This is a genomic window from Methylophaga lonarensis MPL, assembly GCF_000349205.1.
GTDB lineage: Bacteria > Pseudomonadota > Gammaproteobacteria > Nitrosococcales > Methylophagaceae > Methylophaga > Methylophaga lonarensis.
The window spans coordinates 1-17,707 of the sequence record NZ_APHR01000086.1 but is presented as its reverse complement, the minus strand read 5'-3'; the positions used below and the strand labels follow the sequence as shown (position 1 = coordinate 17,707).

The 17,707-nt window shown below is 49.4% G+C and carries 12 protein-coding genes, 2 tRNA genes and 1 CRISPR repeat array; of the genes, 3 read left to right on the top strand and 11 right to left on the bottom strand.

Annotated features, from left to right (window positions below):
• Positions 1-2: 2 nt before the first annotated feature.
• The 11 genes from MPL1_RS12790 to uvrB all read right to left on the bottom strand — a co-directional run bounded on the left by MPL1_RS12790 (position 3) and on the right by uvrB (position 13,002).
• Positions 3-3,389: a PAS domain S-box protein gene (locus MPL1_RS12790; protein ID WP_009727556.1), complete on the bottom strand. Its 3,387-nt coding sequence runs from the start codon at positions 3,387-3,389 to the stop codon at positions 3-5.
• Between the two features lie 107 nt (positions 3,390-3,496).
• A complete protein-coding gene (locus MPL1_RS12785) occupies positions 3,497-3,853 on the bottom strand; it encodes a MerR family transcriptional regulator (RefSeq protein WP_009727555.1) in 357 nt (118 codons plus the stop codon).
• Entirely contained in the window at positions 3,837-4,133 is a 297-nt protein-coding gene (ihfA, locus tag MPL1_RS12780; RefSeq protein ID WP_009727554.1) for an integration host factor subunit alpha, read from the bottom strand. The genes MPL1_RS12785 and ihfA overlap by 17 nt, the downstream gene beginning before the upstream one ends.
• Before the next feature lie 38 nt (positions 4,134-4,171).
• Complete coding sequence (gene pheT, locus MPL1_RS12775) at positions 4,172-6,547, bottom strand: phenylalanine--tRNA ligase subunit beta (RefSeq protein WP_009727553.1); 2,376 nt, start codon at positions 6,545-6,547, stop codon at positions 4,172-4,174.
• Between the two features lie 40 nt (positions 6,548-6,587).
• The gene (gene pheS, locus MPL1_RS12770) at positions 6,588-7,625 is read right to left on the bottom strand and encodes a phenylalanine--tRNA ligase subunit alpha (RefSeq protein WP_009727552.1); all 1,038 of its coding nucleotides are present in this window, start codon (positions 7,623-7,625) and stop codon (positions 6,588-6,590) included.
• Between the two features lie 104 nt (positions 7,626-7,729).
• The gene (gene rplT / locus MPL1_RS12765) at positions 7,730-8,089 is read right to left on the bottom strand and encodes a 50S ribosomal protein L20 (RefSeq protein ID WP_009727551.1); all 360 of its coding nucleotides are present in this window, start codon (positions 8,087-8,089) and stop codon (positions 7,730-7,732) included.
• A 15-nt stretch (positions 8,090-8,104) separates the two neighbouring features.
• Positions 8,105-8,302, bottom strand: a complete 198-nt coding sequence (rpmI, locus tag MPL1_RS12760) for a 50S ribosomal protein L35 (RefSeq protein ID WP_009727550.1) — start codon at positions 8,300-8,302, stop codon at positions 8,105-8,107.
• Between the two features lie 37 nt (positions 8,303-8,339).
• On the bottom strand, positions 8,340-8,891 hold the full coding sequence (infC, locus tag MPL1_RS12755) for a translation initiation factor IF-3 (protein ID WP_009727549.1): 552 nt from the start codon (positions 8,889-8,891) through the stop codon (positions 8,340-8,342).
• The gene (gene thrS, locus MPL1_RS12750) at positions 8,857-10,782 is read right to left on the bottom strand and encodes a threonine--tRNA ligase (RefSeq protein WP_009727548.1); all 1,926 of its coding nucleotides are present in this window, start codon (positions 10,780-10,782) and stop codon (positions 8,857-8,859) included. The genes infC and thrS overlap by 35 nt, the downstream gene beginning before the upstream one ends.
• Positions 10,783-10,862: 80 nt before the next feature.
• Positions 10,863-10,939: transfer RNA gene (locus MPL1_RS12745), tRNA-Val, on the bottom strand.
• 47 nt (positions 10,940-10,986) lie between these two features.
• Positions 10,987-13,002 (bottom strand): excinuclease ABC subunit UvrB, encoded by a 2,016-nt coding sequence (gene uvrB / locus MPL1_RS12740; RefSeq protein ID WP_009727547.1) that lies wholly within the window; start codon positions 13,000-13,002, stop codon positions 10,987-10,989.
• A gap of 70 nt (positions 13,003-13,072) precedes the next feature.
• On the opposite strand from uvrB, the gene MPL1_RS12735 reads away from it, so the two are divergent.
• The 3 genes from MPL1_RS12735 to ettA all read left to right on the top strand — a co-directional run bounded on the left by MPL1_RS12735 (position 13,073) and on the right by ettA (position 16,394).
• Positions 13,073-14,260, top strand: coding sequence for a pyridoxal phosphate-dependent aminotransferase (locus MPL1_RS12735; RefSeq protein WP_009727546.1), 1,188 nt, complete (start codon positions 13,073-13,075; stop codon positions 14,258-14,260).
• Between the two features lie 59 nt (positions 14,261-14,319).
• Positions 14,320-14,395, top strand: a tRNA-Asn gene (locus tag MPL1_RS12730).
• A 340-nt stretch (positions 14,396-14,735) separates the two neighbouring features.
• The gene (gene ettA, locus MPL1_RS12725) at positions 14,736-16,394 is read left to right on the top strand and encodes an energy-dependent translational throttle protein EttA (protein WP_009727545.1); all 1,659 of its coding nucleotides are present in this window, start codon (positions 14,736-14,738) and stop codon (positions 16,392-16,394) included.
• A 492-nt stretch (positions 16,395-16,886) separates the two neighbouring features.
• Positions 16,887-17,647: direct repeats of the CRISPR family, unit length 29 nt; unit sequence CGGTTCATCCCCACGGTCGTGGGGAACAC.
• Between the last annotated feature and the right edge of the window lie 60 nt (positions 17,648-17,707).

Below are 17,707 nucleotides of genomic sequence, written 5' to 3'. Positions count from 1 at the left end.
AATCACGGCATATGCGCTGCATTCTCAGTGTCTGAATCTGGCACAAGAATGATGAATTCATCGCCGCCTTGACGGCAAACCATGGCGTTACGGATGACAGAAGCCGTAATTCGCTGTGCTAATTGCTTGAGAAACTCATCGCCAAAGCTTGGCCCAAGTGAATCATTCACAAACTTGAATCTATCAAGATCAACGAATAACAGACTGGCAGGCTGCGATTGTTTATCAAGCTGGCCGAGGATTTGCTCTGCACGCTCACGTAACATCGCCATGTTCGGTAATTGGGTGAGGCTGTCAAAGTGCGTCAGAAACTGGATCTTGGCTTCGGCTGCTTTACGCTCGGTCAGATCCGTGAGTATCAGCACATAATGTGTTATCTGGCCGCTACTGTTACGGGTGACCGACACCGACACCCATTCTGGGTAATGCTCCCCGTTGGCACGTTCGTTATCTATTTCACCTACCCAATAGCCACTTATCTCAAGCTGTTGAAGCACCGCCTCACGTTGCTTGCGATTGAATTTAGTGCTTGAAAACACCATCGGTTTGCGTCCCAGCAAATATTTTTTGTCATGCCCGGTCATTTGTTGATAAGCACGATTCACAGAGACGATTCGCTGCTCTGGATCGGTGATTAGAATCCCTTCACGGCTGGCTTCAAACACCTGTGCATTCAGTCGCAGGGTATTTTCTGCTTCGACCCGATCACTGACATCATGCGCCAGAATAATCTCAGCGCTTCGTCCCTCAAAAATCAAAGTATGTGCTGTGATTTCGACCCATATTTGAGTACCGTCTTTCTTTTTGTGCGGCCATACACCTGCTTCGTTGTAATAGTCATCGCCACCGGCGCGTGTCTCAGCAATGCATTTGTACAGATCTTCCAATACGCTATCTGGGTGCAAATCAGCAATGCTCATGGTCAAAAATTCTTCTTTGCTGTAGCCATACTGGATAACTGCGGCATCATTGACTGTCATGAACTGCAGTGTTTGGAGGTCATAGACCCACATTGGAATCGGGTTGGCGGCGTAAATCAGCCGATAGCGCGCCTCACTGTCCTGCAAAGCACGCTCTGCCCGCTTCACTTCAGTAATATCGGTTGAGATGCCACAAAGCCCATAAATCCTGCCACTTTCATCTTTCAATGGCAGTTTGACCGACCAGAAATCCACCGTGTCGCCGGAGTGTGTGATGGTGCAGATTTCTTCACAACTGACGGATTGGCCTTTGTCGAGTACAAGCCGGTCATTCGCTCGCAATCGTGCAACACTCTTCCAGTTGAAAAACGCTTCATCTGTTTTGCCTGTAACCTTGTCGGACTCAGTGTTCCACAGCTTTAAGAGCTGTCTGTTGGCATAAACATATCGCCCGTTGAGATCTTTCATGTAAATACAGGCACTGACGTTTTCCAGAATGGTACTCAGTGTTGCCTCACTCTCGGCAAGCGCTTTTTCTGCCTGTTCTCTTCTGACGTTACGATCATGATTATCCAATGCAAAGCTGATGTCAGAGGTCATCTCTGTCAGCAGTGCCAGCACTTCCTGATTGAAGGCATTTTTTTCGGGATGAAAGACGGTCAACACCGCATAGGGCTTTCCAGCACGGAAAATTGGAAAGGCCGCTGCTGAACCCCAGCCATTTTGTCTGGCAACTTCATGCCAGTGCCTTACCGATGAATCTGCCAGAAAATCATTGATGACGATGGCGCGCCCCTGTTTACAAACATCGGCAGTCAGACCATCACTACCTGTGAGCCCCGCCGGAAGTAAATCGCAAGCCTCATCATCGTTACTACAACCACTGGCTGCACAGCACACATGCTCAACCTGCTTGCCGTCATCAGACATCTTACCTATCCAGGCCAATTGCATTTCACCGAACTGCACCGCACAACGGCAGACCAACGGTAACAATTCACGGGTATCGTCCATGCGGACAATCGCTTGATTGGTCTCGCTCAGTGCCTGATAGATATGCGTCAGGCGTTCTATTCGCCTGGTTTTTTCTTTCTGCTCAGTCAGATCTACAATCGTCAAAAAGTAATAGCCATCATCCAGTGGTTGCATTTGTACGTTCAACGGCAGCATCGTGCCATTAGACGCCACACTGGTTTCGATCGTGATGGGGATGCCTTTTCTGACGTCGTTTAATGCAGTCATCATTGCAGCATCATGTCGAAACCATTGATTAAGCATGGGGAATGACTGGGCTTTTTCGTGCACCGAAAAAATTTGTCTAGCCGCCGGATTCATTTCGACGATCTGGTGTTTGTTGTCAATCACCACAATGCCCTCAGCGATTTGCTGAAAAAGTTTCTCAAACCAGACTTCGGCTTGCTGCTTTTGAGTGATTAATAACCACACCAGCCAGGCTAGAGTAATGGTTAGTAACAGACTGATTGCAAAAATAATCAGCACCAGGTTTCGATTGACAATTCTTTGCTCAAAAGCTTTTGTTGAGCTGCTGTGCAACGCCCACTCTCGACCACCAAATGCCAATACCCGCTGCGTTTGAAAATAACCAGCGTTTACTCTGTCGCGATAATTCAGCTCATCGCTGTCATACATCAACAGAGGAACGTTTGGTGTCGAGATATCATAGATTTCGAGGTCAATCATGGGATCAATCTCACCGACCAGTGAGCTGACTAAATCAAGCATCCTGAACGGTACATCCACCCAGCCAACTATTGCAGCCTGGCGTTCCTCAATGGTTTGGGGATCCGTGCCTTTGTCATAAATCGGTAAATACATGACAAAAGCAGGTAAATCTTGCAGTTGATCGTCCTGCACCAGTGACAAGGGTGCTGTAATCGCAACAGTACCGGTGTCTCTGGCCCGTTGCATGGCATGCCAGGCGGTAGGGACGGTTAATAAATCAAGTCCTAGAACTTTAAGATTTTCCTCATTCAGAGGTTCGGTTCTGACGATGGGAACGTAACTTTCGCGTCTTCCCTCGGGATGGATGTTGTAGTCAGGGAACCAGTAGCGGATTTCGTCATGATGCTCGTGCTTGTCTTGATCACGGATTTTTATCGCTAGATTAATCGCCTGTACACCCGGTAATTTATCCTCGACCTGCAGCGAACCGACATATTCTGCAAACTCATCGAAGTCAATATACTCAGAGCCTCTGAAATATCCCTGCACGCCGTGCATAACCACGGTGTAGGTTTCAAGAAGACTCTGGATGTTTTTCAGCGTGCTGTCGGCACTAAATTCAAGCGCGGCGGTGATTTGTTCATTCTGTTGTGCACGAATCTGTTGAGACAAAACAACACTTATCAACAGGCCGACTGCCAAAACAATCATTGCAAAAACTGTCGGCAGAAACCGATGTTGAATCAGCTTGCTAATAAGCGTGAGATGTCGACCGGTTTTGACCATTTACTCTCTGCTGAAAGAAGGTTTTAAACAACATTATCACATCGAATAAAAAAAAGGCCCCGTCATCGTGACAGAGCCTGTATTTTTTGGAACAGCCATGCTGATTATCAAGCCAGCATTGTTCGCAAATCTTCGAGTTCCTTGAGAATCTCACGGATAACCTGTTTCTTGTCTGAAGCTGAGACTTCCGGTTTTTCATCCGATTCGAGTCGTTGCCGAGCACCACCAATGGTGAAGCCTTGTTCATAAAGCAGGCCGCGAATTTCGCGAATCAGCACAACATCATGTCGTTGGTAATAGCGGCGGTTACCGCGTCTTTTTACCGGTTTGAGTTGTGAAAACTCCTGCTCCCAATAACGCAAGACATGAGGTTTGACACCACACAATTCACTGACTTCACCGATAGTGAAATAACGTTTGCCAGGTATCGCAGGCAACTCGTTGTTGTTACTCGCTTCTAGCATAACTATCTACCCTCGCTTTGAGTTTCTGGCCAGGACGGAAAGTCACCACACGACGCGCAGTGATAGGAATTTCCTCGCCAGTCTTGGGGTTACGACCGGGTCTTTCGCTTTTGTCTCGCAGCTCAAAATTACCAAAACCAGATAATTTGACTTGATCTCCACTTTCCAGAGCAGCGCGGATTTCTTCAAAGAACATCTCTACCAGCTCTTTCGCTTCACGCTTGTTGAAACCCAACTCTTCATAGAGCTGCTCTGTCATATCGGCTTTTGTGAGTGCCATGTTTTCCTCAGTTTATTCTTGTTTTGAGTCACAAAAACTCAGCTACGGACCACTGCTGCAACTGAGCGCTCAAGCGTCTCGGTGACTTGTTGCATCAGGGTGTCCACTTCTTCGTCTGTCAGCGTACGCTCACCATGCTGGATATGAAAGGCCAGCGCTATACTCTTCTTGCCAAGCTCGACACCATCTCCAGTATAGACGTCAAATACTTGAATTGACTTAAGAATATCAGAGTCGATCAGTTTCAGGCAATCTTGTATTTCCCCAGCATTGATCTGATTATCAACCACGATTGCCAGATCACGACGGATCGACGGGAATCTGGACAGCGGTTTAAAGCTCGGTACTTGTGCCAATAGTGTCTGCTCAAGTGATAATTCAAACAGATACACTTTGGTCTGCACACCAAAGGATTTATTCAGGCGCGGATGCAGGGCACCCAACCAGCCAATGGCTTGATCATTCTTATATACGCGCGCTGACTGTCCAGGATGTAAAGCCGCATGTTGCTCGGCGACAAATGTAATATCTCCCCCACCCATGGCCAGAATGGCCTCAACATCGGCTTTGATATCAAAGAAGTCGAGTTTTTGATCCTGGCTGGCCCATTGTTCAGGAAAACGTTGTCCCGAAATCAATCCGGCAATGAACAATGGCTGATCAACATCAGGAAGACTGCCGTTAAACACACGTCCCAGCTCAAACAGACGTACTCGGTCCTGTTGGCGGTTCAGGTTGTAGGTCAACGCCTGCATCAGTCCCGGCCACAAGGACAAGCGCATCACAGACAAATCCGCTGAAATCGGATTTGCCAGCGCAATCGCTTCAACCTCATCACCCAATAGCTGTTTTTGAATCGCAGGATCAACAAAGCTGTAAGTAATTGCCTCGTGATAACCTCTATCAACCAATAGCTGTTGCAAACGCTCCGTCAGCAGTCGTGACTCGGAAATTTCTGTCGTCATCACCTTGCCGGATGGGCGGGTCTGAGGCAGTTTATCGTAGCCATACAGTCGCCCCAGCTCTTCGATCAAATCAACTTCAATGGACAGATCGAAACGAAACTCTGGTACGCAAACACGCCAGCCTGCATCGGTCTCAGTGACCTGCATACCCAGGCGGCTGAGTTGCTCAATGACGGTTGCCGCATCGATTTCGATACCCAGCACGCGCTTAATACGTTGCGCTCTGAGCAAAATTTCTCTTTGGGCTGGTAAATCCACCTCACTGCTCTTTTCAATCACAGGACCTGCTTGACCGCCCACAATTGTCAGCAGCAAGGCTGTGGCACGCTCCATTGCCTGAATCGGCAACGCAGGATCAACACCGCGCTCAAAGCGATGTGAAGAATCAGTATGCAATCCGTAACTGCGGGCTTTTCCGGCAATGGCTTCTGGAACAAAGAAGGCAGATTCCAAAAACAGGTTTGTGGTGGTGTCTTGCACACTGCTGGCTTGACCACCCATCACGCCCGCCAGTGCCAGTGGCCCTTTGGCATCGGCGATGAGCAAGCTGTCAGTGTTTAATTGAAGTGTCTGCCCATCAAGCAATAACAGTTGCTCATTATCTCGGGCCCATCTGACTTCAATATTGCTGTCCAGTTTGTCCAGATCAAACGCATGCATCGGTTGACCAAGTTCAAGCATCACGTAGTTGGTGACATCCACTACCGGACCAAGACTGCGTAAACCGCTTCTTCTGAGTTTTTCCTGCATCCATAATGGCGTTTCCGCTGCAGAATTTATTCCGGTAATCACTCGGCCGATGTAACGTGGACAGGCAGATGTTGCCTGCACGGTCACCGGAAATTGTTGTTGGTGACTGGCAACAACGGGCGAAGTATCCGCAGGCGTCAAGTCAGTGCGTGTCAAAACGCCCACTTCCCTGGCAATGCCTGCAACACCAAGACAGTCGCTTCTGTTGGGTGTCAGGTCAACTTCGATACTGACATCGTCTAACTGAAGATATTGGCGAAGATCCGTACCGACAGGTGCATCGAGTGGTAATTCAAGCAGACCGTCTGCCGACTCAGCAAGTCCGAGCTCCTTGGCAGAGCACAACATGCCGAATGACTCAACACCGCGGAGTTTCGCTTTTTTGATTTTGAAATCACCAGGAAGCGTCGCCCCGACGACAGCAACAGGGACTTTCAACTCAGGTCGAACATTGGCCGCACCACAGACAATGTTCAATAGCTCGCTATCGCCGACATCGACTTCACAAACACGTAATTTGTCGGCATCTGGATGAGGCACAGCGCTACGAACGATACCCACCTTGACCTGACTGAAATCTCCAGCAACGGCTGTCACTGAATCAACTTCAAGGCCAGCCTGGGTCAATTTTTCGACCAGAGCATCAGTATCAAGGGCCGGATTCACCCATTCTCGTAACCATTTTTCGCTAAACTTCATTGTCTTTTCTCAATTTTGACAAGACTGATGGAGAGTAAACTCAGGCGAACTGCCCAAGAAAACGCAGATCGTTCTCAAAAAACAAGCGCAAGTCATTGACGCCATAGCGCAACATGGCAAGCCGTTCCACGCCCATTCCAAATGCCAGTCCAAGGTACTGTTCACTGTCGATACCGACATGCTCAAACACCTTCGGATGCACCATTCCACAGCCCAGCACTTCCAACCAACCAGTATGACTGCAGACACGGCAACCTTCACCATTGCACATCACACACTCAATATCCGCTTCAGCAGATGGCTCGGTAAACGGAAAATAGGACGGTCGAAACCGTACATTGAGTGGACGCTCAAAGAAGGCTTGCAGGAAATCGCCCAGAATACCTTTTAGATCGGTAAAGCTGACATTCTCATCAACCATCAGCCCTTCGACCTGATGGAACATCGGAGTGTGGGTTAAATCTGAATCACAACGATACACGCGTCCTGGCGCAATAATTCTGAGCGGTGGAGGCTGATTTTCCATGACACGAATCTGCACCGGTGAAGTATGCGTGCGCAGCAATATCTCTGGATTGAAATAAAAAGTATCGTGCATTGCCCGCGCTGGATGACTCTCTGGAATATTCAACGCCGTGAAGTTGTGAGTCGCATCTTCAATTTCCGGCCCTTCAGCAATTTGAAAACCAAGATGGCGAAAATAACGGTCAATCCGTTGCAATGTCCGCGTAACCGGATGTAAGCCACCCAGTCCACTACTTCTTCCCGGCAAGGTCACATCAACAGTTTCTGCAGCAAGGGCAGTGGCCAACGCCGCATCAGCAAGTAGCTTGCCACGGGCTTCAATCAAACCGCTGACGGTTTGCTTGGCAATGTTGACTTCCTTGCCAATCACCGGCCGCTGTTCATCACTCACGCCCGCCAGCTGTTTCAGATAGGCGGTAATTTTGCCTTTTTTTCCGAGATACTCGACTCGCACCACATCCAGTGATTGCGGCGAGTCAGCCGCTGCAATTTCCTGTTTGGCAGCCGCAACAATTTCATTTAAAGCCTGTAACTGTAATCCCAGTTCAGCCATAACTCCCCCAACCCGAGGCCATCGTCAGAAATAAAAAAGGGCCGACTGGCGGCCCTTGTGTACTAAGTCGGCATGAAATGCATCGCTTGCCTGAAGCGATGACATTATTTTGCCAATGCAGCCTTTGCTTTTTCAGCGATAGCAGAAAATGCAGCAGCATCATGTACTGCGATGTCTGCCAGGACTTTACGATCGATTTCGATAGCCGCTTTTTTCAGACCGTCGATCATACGGCTGTATGACAAACCACACTCACGGGCTGCCGCATTGATACGAGCGATCCACAGGGTACGGAACTGACGTTTTTTCTGACGACGATCACGGTAAGCATATTGACCTGCTTTGGTGACTGCCTGAACAGCTACACGATAGACATTCTTGCGACGGCCGTAATAACCTTTGGCCTGGGCAATAACTTTTTTATGGCGGGCACGTGCTGTTACACCGCGTTTAACTCTTGGCATCGGAAAACTCCTTGATTACAGATTAGGCAACATCTTGCGGACTGACATGTGATCTGCTTTGCAGACTGTCAGCGTAGAACGCAACTGGCGTTTCCGCTTGGTGCTTTTCTTGGTCAGGATGTGACTGGTAAACGCTTGAGCGCGTTTGAATTTTCCGCTACCGGTGCGCTTGAATCGCTTCGCAGCACCTCTGTGTGTTTTTAACTTGGACATTTGAAACTCCGCATTGTTAATTTTATATGGTTATTTTTTATTTCCGGGGTCCAAAACCTATAATCATTTGCCGCCCTTCTTTTTTCGGGTGCTGTTCGATGACTGACAGTTCTTTAAGATCTTCAGCGACTCTTTCGAGTAACTTCAGGCCCAAATCCTGATGTGCCATTTCACGGCCACGAAAGCGCAAACTCACCTTCGCTTTATTCCCATCTTCAAGGAAACGTACCAGGTTGCGTAGTTTTACCTGATAATCCCCTTCTTCGGTCCCAGGTCTGAACTTGACCTCCTTGACCTGTATTTGTTTTTGTTTTTTGCGAGCAATTGCTTTCTGCTTGCTTTCTTCAAACAAATACTTGCCGTAATCCATGATACGGCAAACCGGTGGTGTCGCCTGTGGGGCGATTTCCACCAAATCCAGATCGGCTTCTTCAGCCAGCTCCTGTGCACGGGCAAGCGGTACAATACCGAGTTGTTCTCCGTCAGCAGCAGTTAAGCGAACTTCTTTGGCTGTAATTTCACCATTCAGCCGTTTTTGATCTGTAGCGATGTTGTTATTCCTCTGTTGTTGTCCGTCCGCGGCGGGCAATATCTTTATTTAATACCTCAGCAAAGGCCTGAAGGGGCATTACACCCAAATCTTCACCTTTACGTGTACGGATTGCCACGGTGTTTTCTTGCGCCTCGCGTTCGCCAACGACTAGCAAATATGGAACGCGGCGCAGTGTGTGCTCGCGTATTTTAAAGCCAATCTTCTCATTTCTCAAGTCTGTGTCAGCGCGAAAACCTTGCTGTGCCAAATCTTCAGCGATTTTGCTGACATAATCACTCTGCTTATCGGTGATTCCCATGACAACAACTTGCTTGGGCGCAAGCCAAGTGGGGAATGCACCCGCGTATTCTTCAATCAAGATGCCGATGAATCGTTCCAGTGATCCAAGAATCGCGCGATGCAACATGACTGGTGCTTGCTTTGAGCCATCGTCAGCAACATAAGTGGCATCAAGTCGGCCCGGCATTGAAAAATCTACCTGGATGGTGCCACATTGCCATACCCTGCCAAGACAGTCTTTTAATGAGAACTCGATCTTGGGTCCATAAAACGCGCCTTCACCTGGCTGAAGATCCCATTGCAGACCTTTGGCATTAAGCGCCTGCTCCAGTGCGTGTTCTGATTTATCCCAGACCTGATCACTGCCGACCCGATTTTCCGGGCGAGTGGACAGTTTGATAATGATGTCGTTAAAGCCAAAATCGGCATAGACATTCTGTAACAGATCAATAAAAGTCGAAACTTCAGACTGTATTTGATCTTCTGTACAGAAAATATGGGCATCGTCCTGAGTAAAACCACGCAGACGCATCAGGCCGTGCAATGTGCCCGAAGGCTCATTACGATGACAGGATCCAAACTCTGCCATTCTCAGTGGCAAATCACGGTAGCTTTTCAGCCCCTGATTAAATACCTGTACGTGGCACGGGCAGTTCATCGGTTTGATCGCGTAATCACGATTTTCCGAATGCGTGGTGAACATCATGTCACTGAATTTGTCCCAATGGCCGGATTTTTCCCAAAGGGTACGATCCACCACCTGAGGTGTACGTATTTCCTGATAACCGTTGCGACGCAGGACGCTACGGATATAGTTTTCTACCTCACGAAAGATACGCCAGCCATTGTCATGCCAAAAAATCATGCCAGTAGCTTCATCTTGGATGTGGAATAAATCCAGACTTCTGGCCAGTTTTCGATGGTCGCGTTTTTCTGCTTCTTCCAGTCGATGCAAATAGGCTTTCAGTGCTTTTTTATCATTCCATGCGGTGCCGTAGACACGTTGCAGCATTTCGTTTTCAGATTTGCCGCGCCAGTAGGCACCCGCCAGCTTCATCAATTTAAAGGCTTTCAGCTTACCGGTGCTGGGTACATGAGGTCCGCGGCACAAGTCCATGAAATCACCTTGTCGATAGACAGACAGGATTTCATCCTTGGGGATGTCTTCGATAATTTGTGCTTTGTATTCTTCGCCCATTTCCCGGAACAGCTTGATCGCTGCGTCACGAGGCATCTCTTCTCGAATAACCTGAAGATCCTGCTTGACGATCTCTTCCATCCGCTGCTCGATTTTTGTCAAATCGTCAGGCGTAAACGCTTCTGAATAGGAAAAGTCATAATAGAAGCCGTCTTCGATCACTGGACCAATTGTTACCTGTGCTTCAGGGAACAATTGTTTGACCGCCTGAGCCATCAGATGAGAGGTCGAATGACGAATAATATCCAGACCTTCTTCATCGCGGTCTGTGATGATGGCAACGTCGGCATCTTGTTCAATAAGGTATGAGGTATCGACCAGCTTGTCATTGACTTTACCTGCCAGCGCAGCACGCGCCAGGCCAGCGCCAATGTCGTTTGCAATATCAAAAATGGAAACAGGGTGATCGAACTGGCGTTGACTGCCATCGGGGAGAGTGATTGAGATCATCAGAACATCCTTGGTTGTGGCCTATACGAGGGGCCTTATAAACCAGAAAGCACCTTCGATGAGGTGCTTTTGCGAGTATCTGGTAGGCACGAGTGGATTCGAACCACCGACCCCCACCATGTCAAGGTGGTGCTCTAACCAACTGAGCTACGTGCCTGCCGTGAAGCGCGAAATTATACGCAGCCCAACTCAGATTGCAAGCTTTTATACCGCTACAGGTCCAAGGGCCAGCGATCTGACGTGTTCCATCTCATCCCGCACTTTTGCAGCCTCTTCAAATTCAAGGTTCTGCGCATGTTTGTACATGGCCTGTTCAAGTTGTTGCAGACGTTTGGCTAATTGCTGCGGTGTCATGGTGGCATATTTAGCCTGCTCTTCAGCCACATCTGCCAAACGCTTTTTGTCTCCGGCAGATTTGCCTCGTGCTTCGTCCATGTTGGTACGAATCGCTTTTTTGACGCCTTTGGGTGTAATGCCATGTGCCAGATTGTGAGCGATCTGCTTTTCCCTGCGGCGCTCTGTTTCGTCAATTGCACGCTGCATCGAGCCCGTAACTTCATCAGCGTACAAGATCGCGGTGCCGTTTAAGTTTCGCGCGGCTCGACCAATGGTCTGAATCAGCGAGCGATCACTGCGCAAAAAACCTTCCTTGTCTGCATCCAGAATGGCCACCAGCGATACTTCAGGAATGTCCAAGCCTTCACGCAGTAAGTTGATACCCACCAGCACATCGAACTCACCAAGACGCAAGTCGCGAATAATCTCAACACGCTCAACGGTATCAATATCAGAATGCAGATAACGCACTCGCACATTATGTTCACGCAGATAATCCGTCAGATCTTCTGCCATCCGCTTGGTGAGGGTGGTCACCAGTGTTCGCTCATCAATCGCTGCCCGCTTTTTCACTTCAGACAGCAAGTCATCCACCTGCGTGCCTACCGGGCGGATTTCAATTTGTGGATCAACCAAACCTGTCGGTCTGACCACCTGCTCAACAACCGTACTGGCGTGTTCTGCCTCATATTTACCAGGCGTTGCCGAAACAAATATTGTTTGCGGAGCCAGCTTTTCCCACTCTTCAAACATCAAGGGCCGGTTATCCAGCGCAGAGGGCAAACGGAAACCATAATCCACCAGTGTTTGTTTGCGTGAACGGTCACCTTTATACATAGCGCCAATCTGCGGCACCATGACGTGACTTTCGTCTATCACCAGAATGGCATCGTCAGGCAAGTAATCAAACAAGGTCGGCGGCGCTTCACCAGACGAACGGCCAGACAGGTGTCTGGAGTAGTTTTCGATACCATTGCAATAACCTAGCTCCAGCAACATTTCGATATCAAAGCGGGTACGTTGCTCCAGTCTTTGCGCCTCCACCAGCTTGTTATTGCTGTTGAGTTCTTGCAGACGCTCACGCAATTCGTCCTTGATAGCATCAACCGCTCGTAAGATGTTGTCACGCGGCGTCACATAGTGGGTTTTCGGGTAAATGGTGATACGGCTCATGCGCTGCAGAATCTCACCAGTGAGCGGATCGAAATAGCTTATCTGCTCAATCTCGTCATCAAACATTTCAATGCGTACCGCATCACGCTCCGACTCTGCAGGGAAAATATCGATGACTTCACCTCTCACTCGATAGGTGCCCCGCCCAAGTTCCATATCATTGCGGGTGTACTGAAGCTCAGCCAGTCGTCGCAAAATATTGCGCTGGTTGATGCGATCCCCCTGAACCAGATGCAATACCATCTCCAGATAGGCATCTTTTTCACCAAGACCATAGATGCAGGAAACACTGGATACGATGATGGCGTCCCGCCGCTCCAGCATGGCCTTGGTTGCTGACAGTCTCATCTGCTCAATCTGTTCGTTCACAGAAGCATCTTTATCTATGAAGGTATCCGATGAAGGCACATAGGCTTCTGGCTGGTAGTAGTCGTAATAGGAAACAAAATATTCCACCGCGTTGTGTGGAAAGAAGTCCTTCATCTCACTATAAAGTTGCGCAGCGAGGGTTTTGTTGGGTGCCAGCACCATGATGGGTCGCTGAACAGCTTGCGCAACATTGGCAATGGTGAAGGTCTTGCCGGAGCCAGTCACCCCCAGCAGGGTCTGCCACATTTCACCGTTATTCAGTCCTTCAACCAGCGCCTTGATGGCGGTTGGCTGATCACCTGCTGGTTGAAACTCGCTGACCAACTGAAATTCTTTATTCATATCTATTTAGTGATACTCAAGATTGTCGTAACATTATGGTTTTCAGAACTTATTTGACGAAGGAACCACTTTGACTATCAAGCTCTCCCAGCGCGTCCAAAACATCAAACCGTCCCCCACCCTGGCTATCACCGCACGCGCAGCGGCACTTCGTGCTGAAGGCAAAGATATCATTGGTCTTGGTGCTGGCGAACCTGACTTTGATACACCGGAACACATCAAACAAGCCGCCATCACGGCTATTGACAATGGCATGACCAAATACACTGCCGTCGATGGCACTGCCGATTTGAAACAAGCCATCATCAAAAAGTTTTCCCGCGACAACGGACTATCCTACGAAGCGAATCAAATTCTGGTGTCTGTGGGCGGCAAACAGAGCTTTTTCAACCTTGCACAAGCCATGTTGGAAAGTGGTGATGAAGTCATCATCCCCGCACCGTACTGGGTATCATACCCTGATATGGTGTTACTGGCGGATGCCACACCCGTGATTATCGAAGGTCCGCAAGAAAATCGTTTCAAGATCACTGCACAGCAGCTTGAAGAAGCAATCACCGACAAAACCCGCTTGTTTGTCATCAATAGCCCTTCCAATCCTTCGGGCATGGCCTACACCAAAGCTGAATTGGCAGCGCTTGGTGAAGTCCTGCGTCGTCATCCACAGATCATCATCGCTACCGATGACATGTACGAGCATATCTACTGGGCCGATGAACCTTTTTACAACATTGTCATGGTTTGCCCGGATCTGTACGACCGCACCGTTGTAATGAATGGCGTGTCCAAAGCCTACTCAATGACAGGCTGGAGAATTGGCTATGCTGCTGGACCGGCAAACCTTATCAGTGCCATGAAAAAAATTCAGTCGCAAAGCACTTCTAACCCCACCTCGATTTCTCAGGCAGCCTCAGTGGAAGCCCTGAACGGTGATCAAACGTGCATTCAAACCATGCTGGTCGAGTTCAAAAAACGTCACGACTATGTGGTAGATCGCCTCAATCAAATTGCGGGTATCAAAGCACTATCCGCTGACGGCACATTCTATGTATTTCCTGACATCAGCGGTGTGCTGGCTGCCCGTGACGATCTTCAGGACGATCTCGAATTTGCCGAAGCCTTGCTCGTGGAAAAAGGTGTCGCAGTGGTCCCGGGAACCGCCTTTGGCCTTAAAAACCACATTCGCCTGTCGATTGCGACCAGCGAAACCAACCTGAAAAATGCACTGGATCGTATTGCCCAGTTTATCGAGGGATAAAAAAGCCGATACGGGGTTGACCCCCATGGGTTGAACCTCTATCATACGCATCTTTCTGTTCCCCGATAGCTCAGTTGGTAGAGCAAATGACTGTTAATCATTGGGTCGCTGGTTCGAGTCCAGCTCGGGGAGCCAAAGAATACAAAAAAAGCCTCTGAAAGCAAATGCTTCAGGGGCTTTTTTGTGTCCAAAATATGCCATCTTTTCGATGCTGAAAAACCTCATCGGCACCGCATCTAACATCTAATGATCGCAACGCCACTTCATCTTGGTTGAACAAGCAAGACTTAGCATCACAAAGCCAAATGAACACCTCAAAAGCACAGCACAAACTCACCTTCTGTCTGACACCTCAATACCCCCCATCAACTCGATATAAGTACCAGATTATTTAAATCACAGATTCGCAATCAGTTCGTCGTATAGGTAGAATTTCGCATTCGATTTTCATAATTGTGCGAGGCAAGAATCCGCAATGGCTCAATACGTTTACAGCATGAATCGCGTTGGCAAAATCGTGCCACCCAAACGCGAAATCCTCAAAGATATTTCCCTGTCGTTTTTCCCCGGTGCCAAGATTGGTGTGCTAGGTCTGAACGGTGCGGGTAAATCCACCCTGCTACGCATCATGGCAGGTGTCGATAACGACATCATTGGTGAAGCCCGGCCGATGCCCGGCATCAAAGTGGGTTATCTGCCACAGGAACCCGAACTTGATGACAGCAAAACCGTTCGAGAAATCGTTGAAGAATCCGTCGCTGATGTTAAACAGGCACTGAACGATCTTGACGCAGTCTATGCCGCCTATGCTGAGCCGGATGCTGACTTTGATGCACTGGCAAAAAAACAGGCCGAGCTGGAAAACCTGATTACTGCCAAAGACGGTCACAATCTGGACAATGCGCTGGAACGTGCCGCAGATGCGCTGCGCCTGCCGCCATGGGATGCCAAAGTTGGCGTGTTATCTGGTGGTGAACGTCGTCGCGTTGCCCTGTGCCGCCTGCTGCTCGATAACCCGGATATGCTGTTGCTGGACGAACCCACCAATCATCTGGATGCCGAGTCAATCGCCTGGATCGAACGCTTCCTGCAAGAATACCCAGGCACCGTCGTCGCCATTACCCATGATCGCTACTTCCTGGATAATGCCGCAGGCTGGATTCTGGAACTGGATCGCGGTCGCGGCATTCCTTATGAAGGCAACTACTCATCCTGGCTGGAACAAAAAGAAAAACGTCTGGAACAAGAAGCCAAGGAAGAAGCCTCACACCGCAAAGCCATTCAGGCCGAACTGGAATGGGTGCGCCAGGGTGCCAAAGGCCGTCAAGCCAAGTCCAAAGCCAGACTCAAGCAATTTGAGGAAATGAACTCTCGCGAGTTTCAAAAACGCAACGAAACTCAGGAAATCTACATTCCACCTGGCCCACGACTGGGTGACAAAGTCATCGAACTGAAAAACGTCACCAAATCCTACGGCGATAAACTGCTGTTTGAAAACCTCAGCATGTCCATTCCGGCAGGTGCTATTGTCGGCATTATCGGCCCTAATGGTGCAGGTAAATCGACCTTGTTCCGTATGATCACCGGCGAAGAAAAACCCGATACCGGTGAAATCGAAATCGGCAGTACCGTGCAACTGGCCTACGTCAACCAGTCACGCGATTTGGATGGCAGCAAAACCGTATTTGAAGAAATCTCCGACGGCAGCGACATCATTCAGGTTGGTAACTACCAAACACCGTCGCGCGCCTACTGTGGTCGTTTCAACTTCAAAGGCTCGGATCAACAGAAATTTGTTAAAGACTTGTCCGGTGGTGAACGCAACCGGCTGCACATGGCCAAACTGCTCAAAGAAGGCGGCAACGTACTGCTCCTCGACGAACCGACCAACGATCTGGATATCGAAACCCTGCGGGCACTCGAAGAAGCCCTGCTCGCCTTCCCCGGCTCAGCAGTCGTTATCTCGCATGACCGCTGGTTTCTGGATCGTATTTGTACCCACATCATCGCCTACGAAGGTGACTCAAATGTGGTGTTCTTCGAAGGCAACTACACCGACTACGCCGAAGACTACCGCAAGCGTTACGGCAAAGACCATCAACCGGAACGCATCAAATACCGGCGCATGAACTAAGCCGACAAGCAAAAGCCCCGCTCGATGAGTGGGGCTTTTTTCTAATAACACTGTCCACAATCGCCCCAGTAGCTATCAACAGTCAGAGCGTATGCCACAAAAGCTCCTCGAAACTAATCTGTTTATCTCCCGCTCATGATCGCTACCTAAGTAAAAAGCCTTTAAACATAACAAAAAACGCAGAACGTAAATTTGCACCAGTACCTTCCCGCCGCTGTTCTAATTTGATACTGCACCGTGCTCACTGAATAGTAATCAATGATCATTGTCACACCGTCCATGCTTAATCTACAATTATGGTTCGGCTGCGTGGTTGGGGTGTGCTCCAATAACCACAAAAACCCGCCCGCCTGGCACATCGGGAGTGAGGGCCCCATCTTCATCATCAATACAGTAACGTCAGTATGTCGTACCTGATATAAAATCACCGGACGAACTATCCCACGGTCGTGGGGAACACCATGGCATATACTCTCTATTATTTGCGGTTTTCGGTTCATCCCCACGGTCGTGGGGAACACGCGTCTGCTATAGTCACACGGTCGTAAAAATCCGGTTCATCCCCACGGTCGTGGGGAACACTGGAGGATGTTTTGTTGGCCGCTGCGAAATCGCGGTTCATCCCCACGGTCGTGGGGAACACTGAAAAAACCTGATGGTTTTACCGCTGTAGTGCGGTTCATCCCCACGGTCGTGGGGAACACTTACAGTGTCAACACTTTTTTTCAACTTTTTGCGGTTCATCCCCACGGTCGTGGGGAACACTTGGTAACTCACTTTTCAGCTGAATCACAACTCGGTTCATCCCCACGGTCGTGGGGAACACGACTTACTCGCGTGGCAGCGGGATATTGAGCGCGGTTCATCCCCACGGTCGTGGGGAACACCCCCTCATCGATCTGACGATTGCGTAGCTGCTCGGTTCATCCCCACGGTCGTGGGGAACACTCGACAATTTCAATAATTTCACCGGAATGATTCGGTTCATCCCCACGGTCGTGGGGAACACTTCGACTGGTCGTAATTTTCCCAATCTCACCGCGGTTCATCCCCACGGTCGTGGGGAACACGCGCGTTCTCGTGTCTGTGTCTCCTAGATTTACGGTTCATCCCCACGGTCGTGGGGAACACCTGATCCAGATAAGGGCTGGCTGATTGCTCAGCGGTTCATCCCCACGGTCGTGGGGAACACGTTCCAATCAAGACCCGGACTCGGAGGGAGTTCGGTTCATCCCCACGGTCGTGGGGAACACAAATGGCCGCAGGTCTCGGAAGCTGCCAGCTGCGGTTCATCCCCACGGTCGTGGGGMWSA

Excerpts from the sequence above, each read along its gene's own strand:
- rpmI (WP_009727550.1), bottom strand. The coding sequence starts at position 8,302 with ATGTCCAAGTTAAAAACACACAGAGGTGCTGCGAAGCGATTCAAGCGC.
- MPL1_RS12790 (WP_009727556.1), bottom strand. The coding sequence starts at position 3,389 with ATGGTCAAAACCGGTCGACATCTCACGCTTATTAGCAAGCTGATTCAA.
- MPL1_RS12785 (WP_009727555.1), bottom strand. The coding sequence starts at position 3,853 with ATGCTAGAAGCGAGTAACAACAACGAGTTGCCTGCGATACCTGGCAAA.
- uvrB (WP_009727547.1), bottom strand. The coding sequence starts at position 13,002 with ATGAATAAAGAATTTCAGTTGGTCAGCGAGTTTCAACCAGCAGGTGAT.
- rplT (WP_009727551.1), bottom strand. The coding sequence starts at position 8,089 with ATGCCAAGAGTTAAACGCGGTGTAACAGCACGTGCCCGCCATAAAAAA.
- pheS (WP_009727552.1), bottom strand. The coding sequence starts at position 7,625 with ATGGCTGAACTGGGATTACAGTTACAGGCTTTAAATGAAATTGTTGCG.
- pheT (WP_009727553.1), bottom strand. The coding sequence starts at position 6,547 with ATGAAGTTTAGCGAAAAATGGTTACGAGAATGGGTGAATCCGGCCCTT.
- thrS (WP_009727548.1), bottom strand. The coding sequence starts at position 10,782 with ATGATCTCAATCACTCTCCCCGATGGCAGTCAACGCCAGTTCGATCAC.
- ihfA (WP_009727554.1), bottom strand. The coding sequence starts at position 4,133 with ATGGCACTCACAAAAGCCGATATGACAGAGCAGCTCTATGAAGAGTTG.
- ettA (WP_009727545.1), top strand. The coding sequence starts at position 14,736 with ATGGCTCAATACGTTTACAGCATGAATCGCGTTGGCAAAATCGTGCCA.